At 65.2% G+C, this 20,560-nt stretch carries 15 protein-coding genes and 1 tRNA gene; 4 read left to right on the top strand and 12 right to left on the bottom strand.

The annotated features are described in order from the left end of the window. Positions 1-314: 314 nt before the first annotated feature. Positions 315-968, bottom strand: a complete 654-nt coding sequence (locus B5G20_RS00070; RefSeq protein ID WP_239286800.1) for a VTT domain-containing protein — start codon at positions 966-968, stop codon at positions 315-317. A 100-nt stretch (positions 969-1,068) separates the two neighbouring features. Here B5G20_RS00070 and B5G20_RS10510 point away from each other — a divergent pair, with 100 nt between their 5' ends. Continuing rightward, positions 1,069-1,341, top strand: coding sequence for a hypothetical protein (locus B5G20_RS10510; protein ID WP_239286799.1), 273 nt, complete (start codon positions 1,069-1,071; stop codon positions 1,339-1,341). Between the two features lie 184 nt (positions 1,342-1,525). Here the strand turns inward: B5G20_RS10510 and B5G20_RS00065 are convergent, their stop codons facing one another. Further along, positions 1,526-3,508, bottom strand: coding sequence for a HAMP domain-containing sensor histidine kinase (locus tag B5G20_RS00065; protein ID WP_087353618.1), 1,983 nt, complete (start codon positions 3,506-3,508; stop codon positions 1,526-1,528). 118 nt (positions 3,509-3,626) lie between these two features. Next, positions 3,627-4,523 (bottom strand): response regulator transcription factor, encoded by an 897-nt coding sequence (locus B5G20_RS00060; protein ID WP_239286798.1) that lies wholly within the window; start codon positions 4,521-4,523, stop codon positions 3,627-3,629. A gap of 260 nt (positions 4,524-4,783) precedes the next feature. Here B5G20_RS00060 and B5G20_RS00055 point away from each other — a divergent pair, with 260 nt between their 5' ends. Continuing rightward, positions 4,784-5,686 (top strand): peptidoglycan-binding protein, encoded by a 903-nt coding sequence (locus tag B5G20_RS00055; RefSeq protein ID WP_204207599.1) that lies wholly within the window; start codon positions 4,784-4,786, stop codon positions 5,684-5,686. Positions 5,687-5,736: 50 nt separating this feature from the next. After that, positions 5,737-5,810 (top strand) — tRNA-Gln (locus B5G20_RS00050). Positions 5,811-6,380: 570 nt separating this feature from the next. On the opposite strand, the gene B5G20_RS00045 is transcribed toward B5G20_RS00050, so the two are convergent. The 8 genes from B5G20_RS00045 to B5G20_RS00015 form a co-directional block, all read right to left on the bottom strand. Further along, positions 6,381-8,219: a carbon starvation CstA family protein gene (locus B5G20_RS00045; RefSeq protein ID WP_087353616.1), complete on the bottom strand. Its 1,839-nt coding sequence runs from the start codon at positions 8,217-8,219 to the stop codon at positions 6,381-6,383. 387 nt (positions 8,220-8,606) lie between these two features. Next, positions 8,607-10,859, bottom strand: a complete 2,253-nt coding sequence (locus B5G20_RS00040; RefSeq protein WP_239286797.1) for an acyltransferase family protein — start codon at positions 10,857-10,859, stop codon at positions 8,607-8,609. Between the two features lie 318 nt (positions 10,860-11,177). Further along, positions 11,178-12,632, bottom strand: coding sequence for a family 1 glycosylhydrolase (locus B5G20_RS00035; protein ID WP_087353611.1), 1,455 nt, complete (start codon positions 12,630-12,632; stop codon positions 11,178-11,180). A 618-nt stretch (positions 12,633-13,250) separates the two neighbouring features. Further along, positions 13,251-14,180, bottom strand: coding sequence for an ROK family protein (locus B5G20_RS00030; protein WP_087353607.1), 930 nt, complete (start codon positions 14,178-14,180; stop codon positions 13,251-13,253). Positions 14,181-14,561: 381 nt separating this feature from the next. Next, positions 14,562-14,735 (bottom strand): hypothetical protein, encoded by a 174-nt coding sequence (locus B5G20_RS10235; protein ID WP_158094343.1) that lies wholly within the window; start codon positions 14,733-14,735, stop codon positions 14,562-14,564. Further along, positions 14,728-14,958 (bottom strand): hypothetical protein, encoded by a 231-nt coding sequence (locus tag B5G20_RS00025; protein ID WP_239286796.1) that lies wholly within the window; start codon positions 14,956-14,958, stop codon positions 14,728-14,730. The genes B5G20_RS10235 and B5G20_RS00025 overlap by 8 nt, the downstream gene beginning before the upstream one ends. Before the next feature lie 325 nt (positions 14,959-15,283). Continuing rightward, positions 15,284-16,132, bottom strand: coding sequence for a Cof-type HAD-IIB family hydrolase (locus B5G20_RS00020; RefSeq protein ID WP_087353605.1), 849 nt, complete (start codon positions 16,130-16,132; stop codon positions 15,284-15,286). Between the two features lie 248 nt (positions 16,133-16,380). Then, positions 16,381-17,823, bottom strand: a complete 1,443-nt coding sequence (locus tag B5G20_RS00015) for a glycoside hydrolase family 1 protein (protein WP_087353602.1) — start codon at positions 17,821-17,823, stop codon at positions 16,381-16,383. A 351-nt stretch (positions 17,824-18,174) separates the two neighbouring features. Between B5G20_RS00015 and B5G20_RS00010 the strand changes: the two genes are divergently transcribed. Continuing rightward, positions 18,175-19,161: a MurR/RpiR family transcriptional regulator gene (locus B5G20_RS00010; protein WP_239286795.1), complete on the top strand. Its 987-nt coding sequence runs from the start codon at positions 18,175-18,177 to the stop codon at positions 19,159-19,161. Between the two features lie 117 nt (positions 19,162-19,278). Here B5G20_RS00010 and B5G20_RS00005 read toward each other — a convergent pair whose 3' ends face one another. Then, positions 19,279-19,980: a Bax inhibitor-1 family protein gene (locus B5G20_RS00005; RefSeq protein WP_087353598.1), complete on the bottom strand. Its 702-nt coding sequence runs from the start codon at positions 19,978-19,980 to the stop codon at positions 19,279-19,281. Positions 19,981-20,560 lie beyond the last annotated feature (580 nt).

Below are 20,560 nucleotides of genomic sequence, written 5' to 3'. Positions count from 1 at the left end.
GTGAGAGCCTCTTTTTTGAAACAGCACGTAGACCGACAAAAGCAATCCCAACACCGAAGCAAAAGACCAGTTGAGAACGTTAGTAAGGTGCGGTGTACTCGACGGATCAAAAAAGACGCTCTCACGTAAGGGCCGAGCTTTCCATGGACCTCCCCCGAGAGGCGCCGATCAAAGGTTTTGCGCCCGACGGGGCCGCGATAAGGCGGACGGGGCCGCAGGCGGCTGGGGCACAGTGGCGGCAGCGCCGACGCAGCCTGAGGCCGCGGGGGCCCGGCGCGGGGCGGCGGGCGCGGAATGCTTTGTTCGGCGGCTCCCTAGCGACAGCGGCGCTCGAGCGAGCGGTAGGCCACGCCACCCGCCACGATGAGCAGCCCCGCCACCACAACGGCGATCACGGCAGCCGCGTAGTTGCCGTCGCCAAACGCCGAGGCCGCCACCGTTGACGTTACGATCGAGGGGATGCGTCCCAGCGTGGTGATGGCGAACACGGGCAGGTAGCGCATGCGCGTGAGCCCCGCAAAATAGGTGAGGAAGTCTTTGGGCGTGCCGGGGATGAGAAACACGATGAGCATGACGAGCTCCAGCCGGCGCGTATTGGCGAGCCAGCCGTAGTGCTCGAGCCTCTCGCGGTCGAAAAAGAGCCCCACTACGCGCCATCCCCAACGACGGACTGCGAGGTAGATGGCTGTAGAGGCAATCGCGCTCGCGGCGAGACAGAGGAGCGTCCCCTCCCAGAAACCAAAGGCGTACCCGCTCGCAAGCTCCACCGGCTCGCCCGGCAAAAACGCCAAGAGCACCTGCAGCACGTTGATGCCCACTATGGCAAGGCGTGCAAGAATGGCGTGCTCAGCCACATAGGTGCGCACGGCGCCGGCGTTGGAGAGCCATGCGTAGATGCCCGGCAGGTAGCGCCAGCAGGCGATGCCGAGGACCGCGAGCGCAACCAGTCCCACCGCGACGGCGACCACACGGCGCTGCGTCCGCGTGAGGCTGCGCGGCCGATGGGCGGTTGCCGGCGAAGTCGATGCGGCCGCGCGGGGCGGACGCGAAGCGTCTACGGCCGCGGCGGTGGCAGACGAAGCCGGTGCGGACGGGCGGGGCGCGGCGACCGACCGCGCGGGCGCGTCCAGCCACGATGAGCGCGACGCGCCCGAGGCCGCGCCGGCGCCGCTCCGCAACCCGCGTAGATGCGCCGCGCGCTTCACGGCAGAGCGGGCAGCGCCCGCGGCGCGAGCGGTCACCGTGCCATCCGAGGGCACCGGGCCGACCGCGCGCGGAGCTGGATTCTTCTCCATTGCCATCTCTCCCAGCATCGGGCTGTCCTCCTCGTACGATGTGTAGGGCGCATCCGCGAACGCGGCATGCCGCGCGCGGCGTGGGCACCGGGCCCGGCGGCGCGGGCACCGGGACGCCGATTGTCACGAGTGTAGAAAAAGGCGTGTTAGCCGACCTATAACGGAACGTTAAGGTTTTGCTAACCCCGTGCAATCTCCGGGCGAACGACGCCGCGCGCCGTCAAGGCCGTTCAGCGGCGATCTCTCGAGTCGCCGCTCCGGGGCACCTCGACGTCAAACGTCGCCGTTATCCGGGCGCCGCCGATCGGCGCGTTCGCCAAGGTCAACGCCCCGCCGTGCAGATGCACAAGTGCGGCGGCAATGGCCAGTCCCAAGCCAAAGTGCTCGGCAGACTTAGCCTCGCCAAAGAACGCGTCGCACCCGTGACGCAGCGCCTCGGCCGAGAACCCGGGCCCGTCGTCCGCCACGGTAAGCTCCACCGCGGCGCCATCCCCCGCCGCGCGCACCCGCACCTCAAGCACGACCTCGCCCGCAGCATAGCGGCACGCATTGCCCACCAGGTTGCCGAGCACCTCGTCCACTAGCGGCACGTCAACCAGAAGCGGCTCCGCATCTGCCTCGCACGGCTCGAGCGTGCCCACGCCACAGACGGTGCCCGAAGGGGCAACGGAGTCCTCCGCCTGCGCCACCGATGCTCCGTCGGTGCAGGTCGGGCCCACCCCGCCAGACCGCTCGTCTGCGCAGGCCACGTGCAGCTGCAAGCCTGCACGCTCCACCACGGGACGCGCCGACCCCACCAGCTCGTCGCAGAGTTCATCGAACTCGACCGGCTCACGATGCACCGGCCGATCCTCGAGCTTGGTGATCCCGGTCATGGCTTGCGCGTACGCCTCCAGACGATTTACCTGCGTCGTCAGCGTGTCGAGCACCGCATCGTCCACGGCACGCACCATGGGTGCGGCCGAGGCGTCGGCCGCAGCGGGCGCGCCGGTCGCGGCGGGCGCGGCAGGCAATGCGGACACCCCAGCCGCACCGTGCGTGGCCGTATCCTCACCGCCTCGCAAACCCGTTTCTCCGGCACCGCCGCCCCGCGGCTCCTGCCCCCTAGTCTCTTCGCAGCACCCCACCGGCAGCTCGCGAGACGCCCCCGCCATCTCGAGCGTGCCCTTGAGCACAGTCACCGGTGTGCGCAGGTCGTGGGCAAAGGCGGCGTTGAGGCGGCGGCGCGCCTCGGCCGTCTCCCACAGCTCGCGCTGCGCCTGCTCGAGCGATGCCCGCATGCGCTCAAACGCCTCGGCAAGCGTTCCAAACTCACGGCCGCGGACCTCGCCCACCGTGCCGTCCAGATCCTGCGCCGCAATGCGATCGGCTGCCGCGTGCAGCACGGCGAGCGGCTCGGCAAGCCGCATGCGATAGAACCGACGAAACGCGACCACGGCGCACACGCCGAGCACCACAAAGGGCCCAAAGCCAGCCGTCACGCGCAGGGCGAGCATCGGCAGCGATTCGGCAGTCGCGGCAGCCTGCTTAACGTAGTAGCCCACATTGGAGACGAGCGTGCCGTCATCCATCGTGTCGAGCCGGCCGAGCGTGCCGTCGAGCGAGTCGGTCACCGGCACGCGGTCGGCGCGCTCGTGCGCGTCGTAGGCGGCGAGGTCTGCCGGGTCGATCGGCTCGGGGTCGTACGGGTTGCCGCCGGCCTCGCGCGCGTCAGACTCGGTATAGTTGCCACCCCAATCGAGAATCTCGAGCTCAGGGTCGCTTTTGAGCAGGTCCATCGTGGCGTAGACGACCTTGCGCTCATTATCGGCGCGGATTACCTCGGCGCCGCCCTCAACGCTCGCCCGCCCCGCGCCGTCGCGCAGGCCCAGAAAGAGGATGCGATCGCCAAAGCCGTTGGCGAGGTCGATGGAGACGGCGGGCACAAGCTCACCGGCAGCCTCGTCGTAGACGTAGGGACCGCTGTCCACCTCAACGCGGCCGGCGCTCTCGATGCGATCGAGGTAGTTGTACGCCTCGAGGCAGACCACCATAACGCCAAACGAGATCACGCCCGCCGCCACGATGCACGCCACCGTGTAACAGGCAAAGGCCCGCATGAGCGGAAGCCCGCGCCACCACGCGCGCACGCGCTCGCCAAGGCTGCAGTGTCCGGCGCTGCTTGGAGTGTTGGCTTGGGCGTTCTCCTGAGCGTTATTTCGAGCGTTCTTCATCGCTGTACATCCTTTCTGACATTCGCTCAAGCCCACGTGGATCCTGCAGGCCGCGTGCCGGCCGAAATGGGGCAAAACGGACACGTCCCCAACTGACCCATTCACCCCACAGGCCGCGCTATTGCGCCACCCACCGGTACCCCACGCCCCACACCGTGCCGATGGGGTCCTCTGTCACGCCGGCCTCGGCAAACTTGCGCCGGATGCGCCGTACGTGCTCGCGCACGATGCCCGGGTCGCCCTCGGCGCCCCAGCCCCACACGCGCTCGTAGATCTGCAGGCGGTCGTACACGCGCCCGGGGTTCTTGGCAAGGAGCGCCAAGATGTCGAACTCCGTCCGCGTGAGATCGAGCGCCGTTGGCTTCTGCGAGCCCGTGGGGCGAACCGTCACCTCTCGCCGGCCAAAATCGACCGTGACCTCCGAGAAGATGCGCAGGCTCTCGGCCGCGACCGGCCGCCGCTCCTCGCGTGCCAAGTGCGCCCGCACGCGGCTGCCGAGCACCGCGAGCGAGAACGGCTTGAGCACGTAGTCGTCGCCGCCCGCGGCAAATCCGTCAAGCTGGTCGGCATCCTCCACGCGCGCGGTAAGAAAGATGATCGGGCACGAGAGATGCTCGCGGATCCGCCGGCAGAGGTCAAAGCCGTCCATGCCGGGCAGGTTGACGTCAAGGAGAATGAGGTCGATGGCGTGCCCCGACGCCCGGGTCGATGTCCACCCCGGCACCCCGGTCGACGCCGACGGCCGAGCAGGAGCAACAGAAGCCGCCCCGTCCAAAGCACCGGACGTCCCCGCACGCTCGCCCGACGGACCGCCCGCCACTGCAGCGTCGCCCGCGACCGCGGCACCGCGGCCGACCGCAGCGCTCACCGCCGCGAGCACCCCTGCCGCCGAGCCCGCGCACACCGTGTCGTACCCCTCACCCGTAAAGTAGGTGTCGAGCATCCGCACGATGTCGGGCTCGTCGTCCACTATCAGCAGCCGTTTGCGCGCCGGCATCTCGTCCATCCCCATCATGGCGCCTCCTCTCATTGGACCCATTGTGCCAGCCAAATGTCGAGATTCTTCCTAGATGCACCGATGAATCTCAGAGCCCTTGGCGCCACTCGAGCGGCATCCACTTCTCACCCCCGGGATGGAATCTTTCTTGAAGGTCGGCCCGTCCGCGCGCCCCGCCAAACGCCGCGCACCAGGAATTGCTAGACTTAACCACAATCCGATACGTTTCGCCCGGGCGGCTGCGCCGCGCACGGGCGCTCACCGATAAAGAGGCCGCTATGGATCCGATTACCCGAGGCATGCAGGGACCGGCCGTCGAGGACGTGCAGACGCGCCTCGTCGCGCTCGGCTTTGCCATCGACGAGGCCGAGGTTGCCGCGCACGAGTTTGGGGCGAGCACCGAAGCTGCCGTACGCGATTTCCGCTCGCAGCAGGGGCTCGCGGCCGACACCTCCGTCGACCTCACCTGCTGGAGCAAGCTCGTCGACGCGTCCTATCGCCTGGGCGACCGCACGCTCTACCTGCGGCTCCCCAACTTCCACGGCGCAGACGTGCAGGTTCTGCAGGAGGCGCTCAACGCGCTCGGCTTCTCGTGCGGCGAGGCCGACGGCTACTTTGGTCCGCACACCGAGGCGGCGCTCCAGCAGTTTCAGGAGAACGTGGGGCTCTTTGCCGACGGCATGGCGTTTCAGGATACGTTCAGCTACATCAAGCGCCTGCATCACGTGTGGGGTGGCAAGCCCTCGGTGAGCGAGTCGGAGGTGCGGACCGGCTTTGCGCGCGCGGCGAGTGTGCTCGAGCGCTACCGCATCGCCGTGGTCGGTGACGACCCCATTGCCCGCAACGTTGCCTCACGCATGTGGAACATCGCCTCGGCAACCACCGAGAGCAGCGGGTTTACCCTTTGCGATGACGAGACCCCGGCCGATGCCGACCTCGTGCTCGAGATCGCAAGCACGGAGCTCCCCGAGGACGCCGAGCCGCGTGCGACCATCGACCTCGCCACTTGCACCAACCTCTCGCGGCGTCTGCGCACCGCGTGCGCCGCGGCCAAGAAGACCCCGGCTCGGATCCGCATCGAGCTCACCGGCATGACGCGCATCGGCTCGTTTACCACGAGCGACGCCCAGGCGCTTGCCGTGCAGCTGCTCGACGGCGTTTGCGATGCGCTGAGCGATTAGGTACACTGGGTGAGCGCTCGCGCAGGCATGTGCGAGTAGCACCATACGACTGGGGCATCGTCCAGCGGCAGGACTCGGGTTTTTGGTGCCCGCTACGGGGGTTCGAATCCCTCTGCCCCAGCCAAAGAGATTTATCGGGCCCGATGCCACCCGCGGTATCGGGCCCCTTGCTATTGGAAGCACCCCGGGCAGAGGGATTCGAACCCGCAGGGCCTCAAGGTGCGCAAAGCGCGTGAGCGTCTTTGCCAGCTTGCGTCGCAAGGAGGCCGCAGGCCTCCGCAGCGGGCGCGGGCGGCGCAGCCGCACGCGGACATCCCTCTGCCCCAGCCACGAACACTTTACGAGCCCGATGCCCCTGCGACATCGGGCTCGTTTCGCTTTAGCCCGCAAATTTCCGCCCGCCCGGACCAACGAAACGCAGCAACGCAAATCAGGTGGCCAAAATATCGCGTAGGGGTAATTATCAACCCCCCATTTGCCGCTACGCAAGGCAAACGCGCAAAGCAATCCTGCGGTTTTGCTTCGTCCTCGGGCACCAAATCGTCCAAGTAGGGGGTCTATAGTTACCCCTACGCGATATTTTGGCCACCTCGCTCGGCCGAACCGCCGCGCACCCCCACCCCCCCATACGCAAAGAGGCTCGGCGCCGCAGCGGCACCGAGCCTCTTCTTAACCAGTAACTATGCGCAGACCGTTACGCCTGGGCACCAGCTCCCTCAGACGGAGCCTCGGCGGCCTCGGCCTGGGCGCAGTGCGCACGACCCATCTCGGTCCACTCGGGGACCTCGTCGGGCAGCGAGCCGGCCTTCTTGGTAAAGAGCTCCTTCAGGCAGTGGTAGGCCACAAAGATGCCCAGCACCACGATCAGGATGGCAAAGACCAGCTGCAGACCGGAGGTCGCGATCACCGCAACGCCGCCCGTGGCCAGAGCGTTAACGCAGCCGATGATGCTCTGCACGAGCGACGTGAAGGTGCATACCAGCAGAAACGCCACGGGCACGTAGAGCATAAAGCCCTTGCGGCCGGTGCACTTGCAGAACACCGCGAGCGTGATCATGGTCATGCCGCCAAGCAGCTGGTTGGAGGCACCAAACAGCGGCCAGATGTTGTTGTAGCCGCCAAAGGCCAGCGCAAAGCCCAGCGCAAGCGTGATGACCGTGGAGACCCAGGTGTTGGAGCAGACCTTGGCAAGACCGGTGGTCTCGGCCTCAACGTCCTCCGCGGCGTCGTCGCCCTTGGCAAAGAACTCCTGGAACGACAGGCGGCCGATACGCGCCACGGCGTCAACCGAGGTGAGGGCAAGGGCCGACACGCACATCGTCATAAAGACGGTCGCGAGCGTGGACTCGACGCCAAAGGCGGTCATGCCGCGAGCAACGCCCTGAGAGAAGATCTGGAACGGGGTGCCGGTGAGCGCGCCGCCCGCACCACTGGTGTTGATGGTGGTGAACATGATGGCAGCCACCACGATGGCAAGCACGCCCACAAACGACTCGAGCACCATGGCGCCGTAGCCCACAACGACCATGTCCTGCTCCTTCTCCACCTGCTTGGAGGAGGTGTTGGTGGAGACGAGGCTGTGGAAACCCGAGAGCGCGCCGCAGGCAACCGACACAAAGAGCAGCGGGAAGAGGTAGCTACCCTTGGCGGCAAGCGCGGAGATATCGGCAACCATTGGGGCGGTCATCGTGGCCTGACCACCGACGGCCAGCACGCAGATGCCCACCACGGCGCACGCGATCATGACGATCATCATGATGCTCGTGAGGTAGTCGCGCGGCTGCTTGAGGACCTGGATCGGCATGGCGGCCGCAAAGAGCAGGTAGACGGCGATGACGGCAAACCAGCCGTACTTGCTGAGGTAGACGGGGAACTGCATGCCCACGGCAAACATGAGCACAAAGAGCACCACGCCCACGAGGAGCTCGCGCCAACCAGAGAGGTTAAAGCGGCGGCAGACCCAACCAAAGGCGATGGCCACAAAGGTAAAGAGGATCGAGATGGTGCCGGCCGCGCCGCCCGCGTAGGAGGTGGCGGTGTCGACGGCGCCGTTGGCGGCAAAGGTGGCCTGGAAGGTCCCAGCAACCATGTCAACAAAAGCCGCGATCACGATGATGGTAAAGAGCCAGCTAAAGAGCAAGAAGAGCTTGCGGCCCGTGTGCCCGATATACTTCTCGATGAGCTGGGCGAGCGACTTACCGTTGTTCTTGACGCTCGCGTAGAGCGCGCCAAAGTCGTGCACGGCGCCAAAGAAGACACCGCCCACGAGTACCCACAGAAGCACCGGCAGCCAGCCGAACATCATCGCGGCGATGGTGCCCGTGACGGGGCCAGCACCGCAGATCGAGCTGAACTGATGCGAGAACACCGTAAAGCACGAGGCCGGCGAGAAGTTCTTGCCGTCCTCCATGCGCCGTGCCGGCGTGATCGCATTGCGGTCGATGCCCCAGGTGCGGGCCAGCCAGCGCCCGTACAGAAGGTACCCGGCGGCGAGCACCACCGCCGAGACCGCAACGATTACCAAACCGTTCATCTGAACTCCCCCTTTGAGTTCGCGTGCCGCTCGGCACCTGCACAAAAAAACGGGACCGTCGGAATAACTCGACGGCCCCGCTATCGAGCCGTCCCGCGTGAATGCGCGCGGGACGGCCAACATGCCTCCCCGCGCTAGGCGATAATCTCGATAGCAATGGATAGGCAATGTGCGTTCATGCTGAGCAACCCTCTTGGTCGTACGTGCCGAGGATGCAGCTCGACACTTGGATTGGGACGTGTTGCAGTATCGCGCTTTAGCATGCTGGAGTCAAACATTGTTAACGTCGTGTTGCGAGCACGGATGTTGGGGCCGCACAACCCGAGGTGTGACAAAGGGGGCAGGTTGTGTTGTCACGTGACAACATAACCTGCCCCCATTGTCACATCACTTGGGCGCGAGCGCGGCACCGAGGGCGTTGAGGGCGTTTGTTGCCGTGGTCACGGCCGGGTCGTTGGCGTAATCCTCGGGGTGAAGGGGCAGGTCGTCCTTGATTGCCTGGTATACGAGATCGATGTACTCGGCCGCACCGCCTGCCGAGAGGTGCGTGCCGTCGCCGTCAAAAAGGTCGTTGCGGTTGGCGGAGTAGCTGTACCAGTCAATCACCCGCACGTTGCTGTAGCGGTTCGGGGCACGGGCGATGGCGTCGTTGGTAGCCTGGACCCACGGCTGCGGGCTCCTGGTGTTCACAAAGACGGCGATGCGGTCCTCCCCCACCGTGGCCATAAGGCCGTCGATGGCCTCATCGGTTACGAGGCCATTGGTGCCGAGTGCAAAGACGGCGATCTTGCCGGCAAGATCCTGCTGCACGTAGTTGGCGTATGCCTCCGCCCCGGCCGAGAACTGCCGACTCTTGGCGGCGTCGATGTGCCCGTGGGGGAAGGTCTCCTCAAAGTTGGGTACCGCGCGGAGCGACACCGAGTCGCCCACCATCACCACGTCGTACGCGCCCTCGGGAAAACCGTCCTCGTCAAGGGCAGCGCCCGCGGAAGCTGCGCCGTCGTCTGCGGAACCGGAGTCAGTGGCATCGCCAGCGTCGGTGGAAGTGGCGGCGTCTTGTGTGTCGCCTGCGGACGCACCATCGCCGGAGGTCGCCGCGTCATCGCTCAGCAGCGCCGCGCCCTCGGCCGAGAGCGCCGAGGTGTTGGGCACAAACGCAAGGCCTCCCACCGCGAGCACACACACGAGCGAAACCACCGCCGTCTGTACGGGATAGGTTCGCGCCACGCCCGCCGGACGCAGCCCCTCGGCGCGCACCCGGCGCGCCAGCGCGCCGATGGCACCCTTGCGGCAGGGAGTCTCCACAAACCGGTACGAAAGCTCAGCTGCACCCACCACCACAAGCGCCTGCACCACCATGAGCCACCAGGGCGTCTCGGCAACGTTGGCAACCGGGTTCATGAGCAACAGGAGTGGATAATGCCACAGGTAGATGCCGTAGGAGCGCTTGCCGAGCCACACGAGCGGAGGCAGCGAGAGCGCACGCATGACGATGCCCTCGGGTTGAACGGCTGCCGCGATGACCGTAAGCGTGAGGACGCTCGTAAGAAGCGTGCCGCCCTGATAGGGGAAGGCGGTGTAGCCGTTGGAGAACACCGTCAACAGCACGAGCCCCACAATGCCCACAAGCCCCACGAGGTCGAGCTGCCAGCCCGAGGCGCCGCGCGCGTAAAGCGCGAGCGCAGGGTTGCCGGGCGCCGCGGTGCGCCGGGCTGAGCGCCGCGAACCGGGCGCCCCGGGGAAGCCCGCCGCTGCGCTGGGCGTCCCAGCACCAGGTACCCCTGCACCGGCCGGCCCCGATGCCGCCGCGCGCGGGCCAGCGCCAGCAACAAGCCGCTGCTCCGCCTCGGCAGCATATCCGCTCGGCGAAGCCGCGTTGAGCGCCTCCAGCTCCTCGGGCGAGAGCGCCTCGGCCGCCGGATCGTTGGCGGCGCGCGCGGGCAAGAACCGCTCGAGCCCGAGCATCCGCACCAGGCGGGCGGGACGCATCGCACCCTCGGGGATAAACGCGAGCCACGCGCCCAGAAGCAGCGAGAACGCCCGCGTATCGGTGCCGTAGTAGAGGCGACTCGGGTCGACGGCGGGATTGTAGAGCACCGCCATCGCGCCGGCAGACACCAGCGCGAGCACGAGCACCGTGCGCCGCACCACCGGTCGGCCCGCGCCCAGGCGCGTCAGCAGCAAAAGCACCGGCGGCCAGATGAGGTAGAACTGCTCCTCGATAGCGAGCGACCAAAAATGCGTGAGTGGCGAGGGATCGCCCAGCGCGTTGAAGTACGAGACGTTGTTAAAGATCTGCCACCAGTTGTTTACAAAGAAGAGCGACGGCAGAATGTCCGAGCGCATCTTGGTGAGCATCACATGGTTAAAGACCGTGCAGAGTGCCGCCGTTACCACCACAACCGTCACGATGGCCGGCACGAGGCGCCGTACGCGCCTGAGCCAGAAGTTCTTGAGGTCGATGCGGCCGGTCTGGTCGATCTCGGCCAGTAAGAGGCGCGTGATGAGGTAGCCCGAGAGCACAAAGAAGATGGTCACACCCAACAGGCCGCCCTGAGCCCAGGGCAGGTGCAGATGGTAGAGCAGGACCGCGACAACGGCAAGCGCGCGGATGCCGTCGAGCGCGGGGATGTAGCGCATGCGGCGCGGGCGCGGAGCCTTGGTGCGAGGCGGGCGCTGGGCCTCGGCGCGAGGAGGTCGCGCAGTCTCGGCGCGGCGCGGCATGAGGCGGCGCGCTCCGCCTCGCCCGGTCGCGCGGCGCGGGGCGCCCCTACCGTCTCTGTACTCTGCCGTGCGCAAAAGGCTCATCCTCCGCTGCCTGTCCACGTTGGTACGGTCTCTGTATTGTATCTACCCGCGCGGACAGCACCACCGCCTCAACCGCCGTGTAACAATGGGGACAGGTTTTTGTCGCGTGACAAAATAACCTGTCCCCATTGTCATGGTTGCGCGCAGAGCTTAGGCGAGGTCCTCACCGTTGGTGGCGATGACCTTCTTGTACCAGTCGAAGGAGTCCTTCTTCTCGCGGTGCAGGTCGCCGTTGCCGTCGTTGTCCTTGTCGACGTAGATAAAGCCGTAGCGCTTCTTCATCTCGCCCGTCGAGGCCGACACGAGGTCGATGCAGCCCCACGGCGTGTAGCCCATGAGATCGACGCCATCCTCGATGGCAAGCGCCATCTGCTCGATGTGTTTGCGCAGGTAGTCGATACGGTAGGTGTCGTGGAACTTGCCGTCCTCGGCGCGCTCGTCCACCGCACCCAGGCCGTTCTCCACAATCATGAGCGGCACGCGGTAGCGGTTGTAGACGTCGTTGAGGTACCAGCGCAGGCCCTTGGGGTCGATCTGCCAGCCCCAATCGCTCGCCTCGAGGTAGGGGTTCTTTACGCCCGAGAACACGTTGCCCGCGGTCTTGGTGGCCTCGGGGTCGGTAGAGACGCAGCTCGACATGTAGTAGCTGAAGCTGTAGAAGTCGACGGTGCCCTCCTTGAGGGTCTCGGCGTCGCCCGGCTCCCAGTCGAGCTCGACACCGGCCTCCTTCCACATCCGCTTGGCAAACGGCGCGTACTCGCCGCGAACCTGCACGTCGCCGCAGTAGTAGTTGCCCTGCTGCATGACCTGCTGCGCGGCGATCTGGTCGTCGGGGTTGCAGGTGTAGCCGTAGGCAAGGTTGCCGGCGATCATGCAGCCGACCTTGTTCTCGGGGTCGATCTCGTGCGCGATCTTTACGGCCTTGGCGCTCGCCAAGAACTGATGGTGCAGGGCGCAGAAGCGCTTGGTGCGGTCCTCGGCGGTCTCGTTGGGGTTGTGGAACATGGTGGGGCCGTCCTGCTTGGGCAGGATGCCGAGGCTCATGTAGTCGCCAAACGCCATCATGCCGCAGTTGATCTCGTTAAAGGTGAGCCAGTACTTAACGAGGCCCTTGTACTCGGTAAAGAGCGTCGTGGCGTAGCGCACGTAGAAGTCGATGACGCAACGATCGGTCCAGCCGCCGTAGTTGTCGCAGAGGTAGAACGGCATCTCGTAGTGGCTGATGGTGACGAGCGGCTCGATGCCCTTCTCCTTCATGTGCTCGAAGAGGCGCTTGTAGTAGGCGAGCCCGGCCTGATTGGGCTCAGTCTCGTCGCCGTGCGGGAAGATGCGCGTCCAGTTGATGGAGAGGCGGTAGGTCTTAAAGCCCATCTCGGCAAAGAGGTCGATGTCCTCGAGGTAGTGGCCGTACATGTCGATGGCTTCGTGGCTGGGGTAGTAGGTGCCCTCCTCGATGTCATGCGTGTAGCGGCGCGGGGTGTCGACGGTGCCGCCGGTGAGGTGGTCGGACGTGCTGTCGCCCTTACCGTCGGCCTGCCAGCCGCCCTCGCACTGGTTGGCGGCCGTTGCGCCACCCCAGAGAAAACCTTCGGGGAAACGTGCCATGTGGTGCTCCTTTCGTCGTTGCTGCCCGTGAGAGATCGCCCTCCGGCGGGTCCCGGCTGGGTATTCCCTCTGCTCGTGGTCCTCGCCGCGTTCGCGCTCCGCGCGAAGGCGGCTGCGGGAAACACGCGTCGGGAATGCCCAGCCGGGACCCGCCGGAGGGCGACCCTGTGCTGCCGCCGAACTCGCTTCGGGGAGGGGCTTGGTACGGATGCTTTTATGATATGGGCCCTTTTGCTGAGAGGGGCTTGGGGGATAGGTGGGCGGAGGTTAGTGGTCGGTAAGGGGTCGGGGCGGTGGCGCAGCTCCGCTGCTTCACCGCCCCACCGCCGCGTCAGGGTGTTCTTGCTACGGCCCCACACCGCACGCAGGCGCCCTCACCACAGGCCTCTTCGTCTCACGCCGTTCCATGCTGCGCCCGGCCGCCCCCCTCCGCCGCCCTGCACCAGCCTGGGCTGTCCGAATCTATCTAGTAGAAGGACTCAGTCAGAAATCGGGATGAAATCGACTAGTTCCTTCTACTAGATAGGGTTGGACATGGGCTAGCAGATGGAATCGGACACGAGGTAGAGGCGCCGGTCGCGGCAGCCTTCTGCAGCCCGCGCCGCCACGGCAGAAGCGTCAGTCGTTCGCGCGTTTTTCCTGCATGCGCACAAAGTGACGGTAGGCGCCCACGAGGTTTGCGTCGTTAAAGAACTTGCAAGCCACAATCTCGGGCATGGGGAAGTCAAACGGCAGCAGGTCCTCGTTAAAGGCGCGCACGGCCTCGCGCACGCTCTCCACAAAGAAGGCGTCCTGGCTAATGCCGCCGCCCAGGCAAATCTTGTCCGGGTCGAGCAGGCACTGGATGTTGTGAATCTCGCGCGCAAGGTGGTCGAGGTAGCGGTCAAAGACCCCGCAGGCCACCTCGTCGCCCGCCTTGATGAGCGCGAGCGCCTCCTCGCCCGAGCACGACTCCATTCCCTTAGCCTCGGCCATAAGGCGCGAGAGTGAAACCGAGCTGCACTGGTCGGAGAACGACGCGCCGCTCACCAGCTCCTGGGTCTTGGGCGGCGTGGTGATGTAAATCATCGAGACCTCGCCCGCGTAGAGGTGCACGCCCTTGTAGACCTCGCCGTTGATGATGATGCCGCCGCCGATGCCCGTGCCAAACGCCAGCACCACGCCGGTCTTGGCGCCCTGGAGGTTGCCGAGGTCGTACTCGGCAATGGTGGCGCAGCGCGCATCGTTCTCGACCTCGACCGGCAGGCCCCAGCGCTCGACCCATTCGTTGGCATCGACGTTGTAGTTGTAGAGGAGCGCACCGCCCGTCTTAATGTAGCGGCGGTCGACGTCGATGGTGCCCGGGAGCGACATGGCCACGCCGTCGAGCTGGCCGCCCGCCTGCTCGCGCAACTCGGCGATCACCCCGTCGAGCGCCTGCAAAAACTGCTCCCGTGTGGCGTCCGACCCCTGGGGCGTGGGGACCTTGCCCGCGGCCTCCATCTCGCCATCGCGCATGAGGCAATACTTGACCGACGTGCCTCCCACATCAAACGTTGCGACGTTCATCTAGACTCCTCTCGTTGCGGGGCACCTCGCCCCGTGCGCATACCATGCGATTGGTATACCACCCCAAGGGATGATTCTGCGCGAGGACAACAGGCGAATCGGGCGAACGGTCGCCGAGAGGCGGACGATTCGCCTCGGTCTCATCTGCCTCCCACAAAAGTTCGATGCCTAAGTGAGAGCCTAAATACGCAACGTGCCGAGTAGGCCCTTGGTTTGGCCTTTCGCCAACTGGGGTTTTATCGCAACGAAAAGACGGCCACTCGGCAAATCGCGATTTAGGCTCTCACGTAAGACTCGAACTCAAAAAGGGCCGAGAGCGGCATACCATCCGCTCCCGGCCCCACGCCGTTTGACAGATTGAAGCCAAGCCCCCTCTGCCGCTTACGCCGCAGCGTGCTCCTTCTCGGGGTTGTAGGTCGCAAACTCGACCACAAAGCCAAGCACCGCCACGATGAGCGAAGCAGCGATGGCGATCCACATGTGGGTCATGCCGTTGCCGAGCACACCCGGGTCGATGTAGTTGAGCCAGCTAAACACGCCCAGGCCGCTAGACATTGGGAATGCCGAAGAACGTCGCGTACCACTGGAAGGTGCCAAAGAACCCAAGGTCGACGCTGCCGATGATCTCACCGCCGGTAAGCGAGACCATGGTGGGGTACACGAGCGCCAGGCCGATGGCGAGGCCCCTGAACTCGCTCAGCTTGAACTTGCGCGACGCGGTGATGGCAAGCACGATTGGCAGGAAGTAGAACATGCCGTCGGCCACCGTGTAGAGCACGGTCTAGGCGCCGTCGGTCGCAAAGGCGGGCCAGATCTGCGTGGCGAGCGCAAGCAGGCCCTTCATGATGCCGGCGGCGGCAGTATAGGGGCAAATGCACGGCGAGGCAAACAGGCCCCAACCGGGTTCCGGTGACCCAGAACACCCCTAGAGCCGTTGTGGACCGCGCGCCTCAAATACGGCAGGGGCGGGTCACACGCCTGCCCGCCCCTGCCCGGAAAAGGGGAGTCGATATTATTGGAGCGGGCGTACCGCCCCGCATGGCGCGGGGCAACCACGCTGCCCAGCTCAACGCGGGGCAGGCATGCCACCCCGCGTAACGTCATTAGCCCTCGATGAGCCCCAGGTGCACGAAGGCGTTCCACATGCCGTCGGCGTCCACGTCGGTCGTCACCCAGTCGGCCGCGGCCTTGGCCTCGTCGCCGCCCGAACCCATGCACACGCTCTGCGCGCAGCACTCGAACATGGGGATGTCGATCTTGGCATCGCCCACGGCGATGGTGTCGGCCATATCGGCCTTGAGGTAGTCCACGAGCACGCGCACAGCGTGCGCCTTGTCGATGCCCTTCACGCCGAGGTCGCCAAAGAGCGCATGCTCGCCCTTGCCACCCCAGGTGTTGGCCACCAGATCGGGAAACTCCTCGATGGAGTCGAGATGGTCCTGGTAGCTCGAGAGGATGAAGCTCACCTTGTTGAGGTCGTCGCGGTAGAGCTCGCCGCCGTAGATGAGCACGTCAGAGAACGCGTGGGCCGACTTCTCGGCCTCCTCCTCGCTTGCGCCCTTGCCCTTGGCGTACTCGACCATGACCTTCTGGGAGGCCTCGCGGAAGTGCTCGCTCGCAAAGAGCCCGTTGTTGGACTCGAGGTAGAACTCCAACCCGCGGCCGTGGAGCCAGTCGACGATATGACGGCACTGCTCGAGGGTGATGAGCTGGTGCATCACCACGTGGTCGTGGTCCTCGACGTAGCAGCCGTTGCCGCCGATCATACCGTCGAAGCCGATCTCCCAGATCTCGGGCGGGTTCTCGGCCTTGCTGCGGCCGGTGCACATGTAGACGCGGTGGCCGCGCTCGCGCGCGAGCTTGATGGCGCGCTTGGCCGACTCAGGGACGTTGTTCTCGTAGTCGGTGATCGTGCCGTCCACGTCGAGGAAGACGATCTTGTGGTCAGACATGGCCCTTCCTTTCAGGGTCGATTGGTAGGCGAGCTGCGCCGTCATGACGCCCCAAGCAGGGGGTACGGCTTTCCCAAGTGCCGCAGATTGCCGCGAAAGCCGCAGGCGTGGAACTCATAGCTACCACGGAGACGGGCCGCCGTAGTGCGCCAGATTGCCCTGAAAGAGGAGGGCATAGGCCTCCGCACCGTACCTGACGATTGAGGGGCAAGGTGGTGCGCTACAGCGACCCGCTCAGGTCAGAAGCCTTACTCCAGGCCCTCGGTACCGTTGGACTCGATGATCTTCTGGTACGCAAAGAAGCTGTCCTTGCGACGGCGCTCGTAGGTGCCGGTGCCGTCGTCGTGCTTGTCCACGTAGATAAAGCCGTAGCGCTTGCGCATCTCGCCCGTGCCGGCGCTCACCAGGTCGATCGGGCCCCACCAGGTGTAACCGATGAGGTCAACGCCGTCGTCAATGGCCTCGCCCATGGCCTGCACGTGGCGCTTGAGGTAGTCGATGCGGTACGGATCGTGGATGGAGCCGTCCTCCTCGACGGTGTCGTAGGCGCCCATGCCGTTCTCGACCACCATGAGAGGGATCTGGTAGCGCGCGTAGATCTCGTTGAGGGCAATGCGCAGGCCGGTCGGGTCGATCTGCCAACCCCAGTCGGTGCTCTCGAGGTAGGGGTTCTTGCCGCCCATGGCCATGTTGCCCTGCATCTGCTCGACGCCGTGGGTGCCCACGGTGCCCGACATGTAGTAGCTGAAGGTGTAGAAGTCGACCTTGCCGTCGGCGATGTCCTGGAGGTCGCCGTCCTCGATCTTAAGCTCGATGCCGTGCTCGCGCCAATAGCGCTTGGCGTAGAACGGGTAAGCGCCGCGCACCTGAACGTCGGAGCAGTACCAGTTCATGCGGTCCATCTCCTGCTGGTTGGCGAGCACGTCCGCCGGATCGCAGGTGGCCGGGTACGAGAGGATGAAGCAGTCCATGTTGCCCATCTTGAACTGCGGGTACTTCTCGTGGGCGAGGCGCACCACGCGGCCGCTCGCCACAAACTGGTGGTGGAGCGCCTGGAAACACTGCTGCGGGGTGACCTCGATGCCCGAGGCCGGGCCCTCGTAGCCCTTGATAAGGCCAGTGGACATCATGGCGCCGAGCGAGGAGGTGCCGGTGTTGATCTCGTTAAAGGTGAGCCAGTAGGTCACCTTGCCCTGATAGCGGTCAAAGACCGTCTCGCAATACTTCACAAAGAAGTCGATGAGCTCGCGGCTCTCCCAGCCGTTGTACTTCTCTACGAGGTGGTAGGGCATCTCGTAGTGGCTGAGGGTGACGAGCGGCTCGATGTCGTGGGCCCTAAGGCAATCGAAGACCTTGTCGTAGAAGGCGAGACCGGCCTCGTTGGGCTCGGCGTCGTCGCCGTTGGGGAAGATGCGGCTCCACGAGATGGACATGCGGAACATGTTGAAGCCCATCTCGGCAAAGAGCGCGATGTCCTCCTCAAAGTGATGATAGAAGTCGATGCCGTCGTGGTTGGGATAGAGCTTGTCGGGGTCGATGGTGAGGGTGATCTCGCGCGGGGTGTCCACGCTGCCGCCCATGAAGTGGTCGTCTACCGACGGACCGCGCCCGTCGACGTCCCACGCGCCCTCAAACTGGTTGGCCGCCGTGGCGCCGCCCCAGAAGAACCCCTTGGGAAATACCACTGCCATCACGTGCTCCCTTCTTCCGTGCCGCCGAGTGCGGACCATGCGGGCGTGCGCGCCGCGCCGGGCGGGCTGCTAAACGATTCTGAGTATGCCCCCTCGTCCGGACACGCTCAAGGCAAAGAGCCCAAGCGGATACTTCTTTTCAGCCGGCAACCTGCGGCGTATCATGTCGCTGATACGTTTTGACACTTTTAAAGAAGGGCGCGGTGCCGAGCGGTGGAGCCGGTGCAGTCGGACGCGGCGGGCGCGAGCGCCGGGTGGCAGGCGAGCGTCGCGCCAGGAGCGCCGAGCGGGGCGCGGGACGACTGACGGCAGGCGGCGCGCCCGGGGCAGCCGACCAGCGGACGCCCCCGCATGCACCGAGCCATCCACCAGAAGGGACGGACCATGGACATCGTCTACCGCATTCGCGGAGCGCGCGACCTCACCCCCACCGAGCAGCACCTCGCCAACACGGTGCTCAGCCTCGGCGAGAGCGTGCAGGGCTACACCATCAAGGAGCTTGCACGCGCCACGTCCACCTCTATCGCGAGCATCCACCGCCTCTGCCGCAAGCTCGGCCTCGAGGGGTTCAAGGAACTCAAGGTCGAGCTCGCCCGCGCCTCCGCAACACGGGCCGAGGCGCCCGAGGCGGTTGATATCAACTTCCCCTTCTCGGCCGGCGAGACCGCCAAGACCGTGGCGCCCAGGATGGAGCTCGTCTACGAGGCGACGCTCCGCGAGACGCGCGAGATGCTCGATGCGCAGGAGGTCGACCGCGCGGCCGGGCTCATCGCCCGAGCGGAGGTCGTCGACATCTACACCTCCTCGCACAACCTGCACCCCGCCAACATGTTCTGCGACCGCCTGCTCTCGGTGGGCAAGTTTGCCACCTGCCACGAATCGGTCGAGCGGCAGAACCGCACCGCGCTCGCCTCCAACGCGCGGCACCTGGCGATCATGATCTCGTACTCGGGCTTTGCGCCGACCATCGGCACGCACGCGCCGCTGTTGCGCGAACGCGGCTGCCCGGTGGTGCTCATCGGCACGCCACACGCCGCACGGCTGCACCCCGGGCTCGACGCGTACCTTACCGTGAGCGACCGCGAGAGCCTGCGCAACCGAATCGCCCAGTTTGCGAGTCACATTGCCGTGCAGTACGCGCTCGACACCCTCTTTAGCGTGTACGTTGCGCAGCGCTACGACGAGAGCCTTGCGTTTTTGGAGCGGACGCTCCCCTACTCGGGCCGCGTGGACGATCACGGCACAACAGGCTTTGTGGCACAGAGCCCGCTCGGCCCCGGAGAGAGCGCCCCGGCCGACGACGGCACGACCCTCGAGCTGCTGCAGCGCCTGCGGTAGCGAGGGTGCGTCGGACAGGCCTAGCCCGGAACGCCACCACGCAAAAAGCCCGCCGGAGGAGCACTCCGACGGGCTTTCTCGCGTACACATTTAGGGGTCGAACCACCCCTTCACGCGTTACTGGTCGTTGCGGCCAAAGATCGACAGCAGGCGCAGGAACACGTTGATGATGTCGAGGTAAAGCTCAATGGCGTACCACACGGCGTTGGTGAGCGTGGGCACGGCCGTGGCCGCGCGGTGCACGTCGTAGCCGATAAAGCCGCAGAAGAGCACGATGACCACGAGGTCGGTCGCCGTCTGCTGCACACCGAGCAGCATGAGGATGAGTTCCACCGCGATCACCGCAAAGAGCCCCAGCGCGCACACGCCCACCACGCGCTCAAAGAACCGCGGGAAGGCCAGGCCCGCCACGCCAAAGACGATCATGATGCCCGCCGTTGCGGTAAAGGCGGTCGAGATGGTCTCGAGCGAGTACATGCTCAGCACCATCGAGGTGGTAAAGCCAAAGGTCAGCGTAAAAAGCGTGTAGCCGATCATGCCGATGGTCAGGCTCTCGCGCGCCCGACCGATGGTCATCGCCACCATACCGCCGATGGACCCCACCAGCGTGAGCAGGGTAAACATCATGGGGTTGCGGTTGACGAAAAGCCAGAAGTCGAGCGTCGAGGTCATCTGCGAGCAGGCACCCATCACCACGAAGGAGAGGAGCACCAGACCCGCGAGCACGGCGTTGTAGAGCCGGCGCGAGATGAGTCGAGGGGCGGGACCTTGCGACTCGCCGGTATAGATGGGAGATTCGTACTGTTCGAGCTCGTTCATGTGAGCCTCCTTATGTGCGCCGCGTGGGTCGGGTACTCGGGCACGCGCGGCAAAACGCACCAAACGTCTCCCTATGGTACCCAAATGGCGCCTGCCCATGCGAACTGAGAATATGGGGACGGGTGCGTTTTTCTCACTTTTGGGAACATGGGGCCCGGCACCATATTCCCAAAAGTGAAAAAACGCACCCGTCCCCATATTCTCAGCCGAGCATGCCCTCGATCTGCCTGCAAAACCACATCGCCGCAACCGAGCCCGACCGGAGCATCAGGCCGCGCAACCATAAATTGATAGCTATATCTTTCAAAATTGATAGATATATCTATTATTTTTAGTAGGAACGACTATCACCCTAGGAGACACTATGTATCGGCGTTCACTATCAGTCCAGCTTGAGCAGAGACTCACCAAACCTCGACGTTTTATGCAAGTGGTAATGGGACCACGCCAAACAGGCAAAACTGTCTAGCACGCGTAAATAGTACCGCTGTTCCGCCTACCGAGTACCGGCGTTCCGCGCACGCGGTACCGGCCCCAACCGAATAGCCTTTCCTCAGGAGGGGGCGCCGCCCGGGTGCCC

It is taken from the genome of Collinsella sp. An7, from assembly GCF_002159335.1.
In the GTDB taxonomy this organism is placed as follows: Bacteria; Actinomycetota; Coriobacteriia; order Coriobacteriales; family Coriobacteriaceae; genus Coprousia.
This window is presented reverse-complemented; position numbering and strand designations above follow the sequence as displayed.

Excerpts from the sequence above, each read along its gene's own strand:
- B5G20_RS00065 (WP_087353618.1), bottom strand. The coding sequence starts at position 3,508 with ATGAAGAACGCTCGAAATAACGCTCAGGAGAACGCCCAAGCCAACACT.
- B5G20_RS00060 (WP_239286798.1), bottom strand. The coding sequence starts at position 4,523 with ATGATGGGGATGGACGAGATGCCGGCGCGCAAACGGCTGCTGATAGTG.
- B5G20_RS00055 (WP_204207599.1), top strand. The coding sequence starts at position 4,784 with ATGGATCCGATTACCCGAGGCATGCAGGGACCGGCCGTCGAGGACGTG.
- B5G20_RS00045 (WP_087353616.1), bottom strand. The coding sequence starts at position 8,219 with ATGAACGGTTTGGTAATCGTTGCGGTCTCGGCGGTGGTGCTCGCCGCC.
- B5G20_RS00040 (WP_239286797.1), bottom strand. The coding sequence starts at position 10,859 with ATGCGCTACATCCCCGCGCTCGACGGCATCCGCGCGCTTGCCGTTGTC.
- B5G20_RS00035 (WP_087353611.1), bottom strand. The coding sequence starts at position 12,632 with ATGGCACGTTTCCCCGAAGGTTTTCTCTGGGGTGGCGCAACGGCCGCC.
- B5G20_RS00030 (WP_087353607.1), bottom strand. The coding sequence starts at position 14,180 with ATGAACGTCGCAACGTTTGATGTGGGAGGCACGTCGGTCAAGTATTGC.
- B5G20_RS10235 (WP_158094343.1), bottom strand. The coding sequence starts at position 14,735 with ATGTCTAGCGGCCTGGGCGTGTTTAGCTGGCTCAACTACATCGACCCG.
- B5G20_RS00020 (WP_087353605.1), bottom strand. The coding sequence starts at position 16,132 with ATGTCTGACCACAAGATCGTCTTCCTCGACGTGGACGGCACGATCACC.
- B5G20_RS00015 (WP_087353602.1), bottom strand. The coding sequence starts at position 17,823 with ATGGCAGTGGTATTTCCCAAGGGGTTCTTCTGGGGCGGCGCCACGGCG.
- B5G20_RS00010 (WP_239286795.1), top strand. The coding sequence starts at position 18,175 with ATGCACCGAGCCATCCACCAGAAGGGACGGACCATGGACATCGTCTAC.
- B5G20_RS00005 (WP_087353598.1), bottom strand. The coding sequence starts at position 19,980 with ATGAACGAGCTCGAACAGTACGAATCTCCCATCTATACCGGCGAGTCG.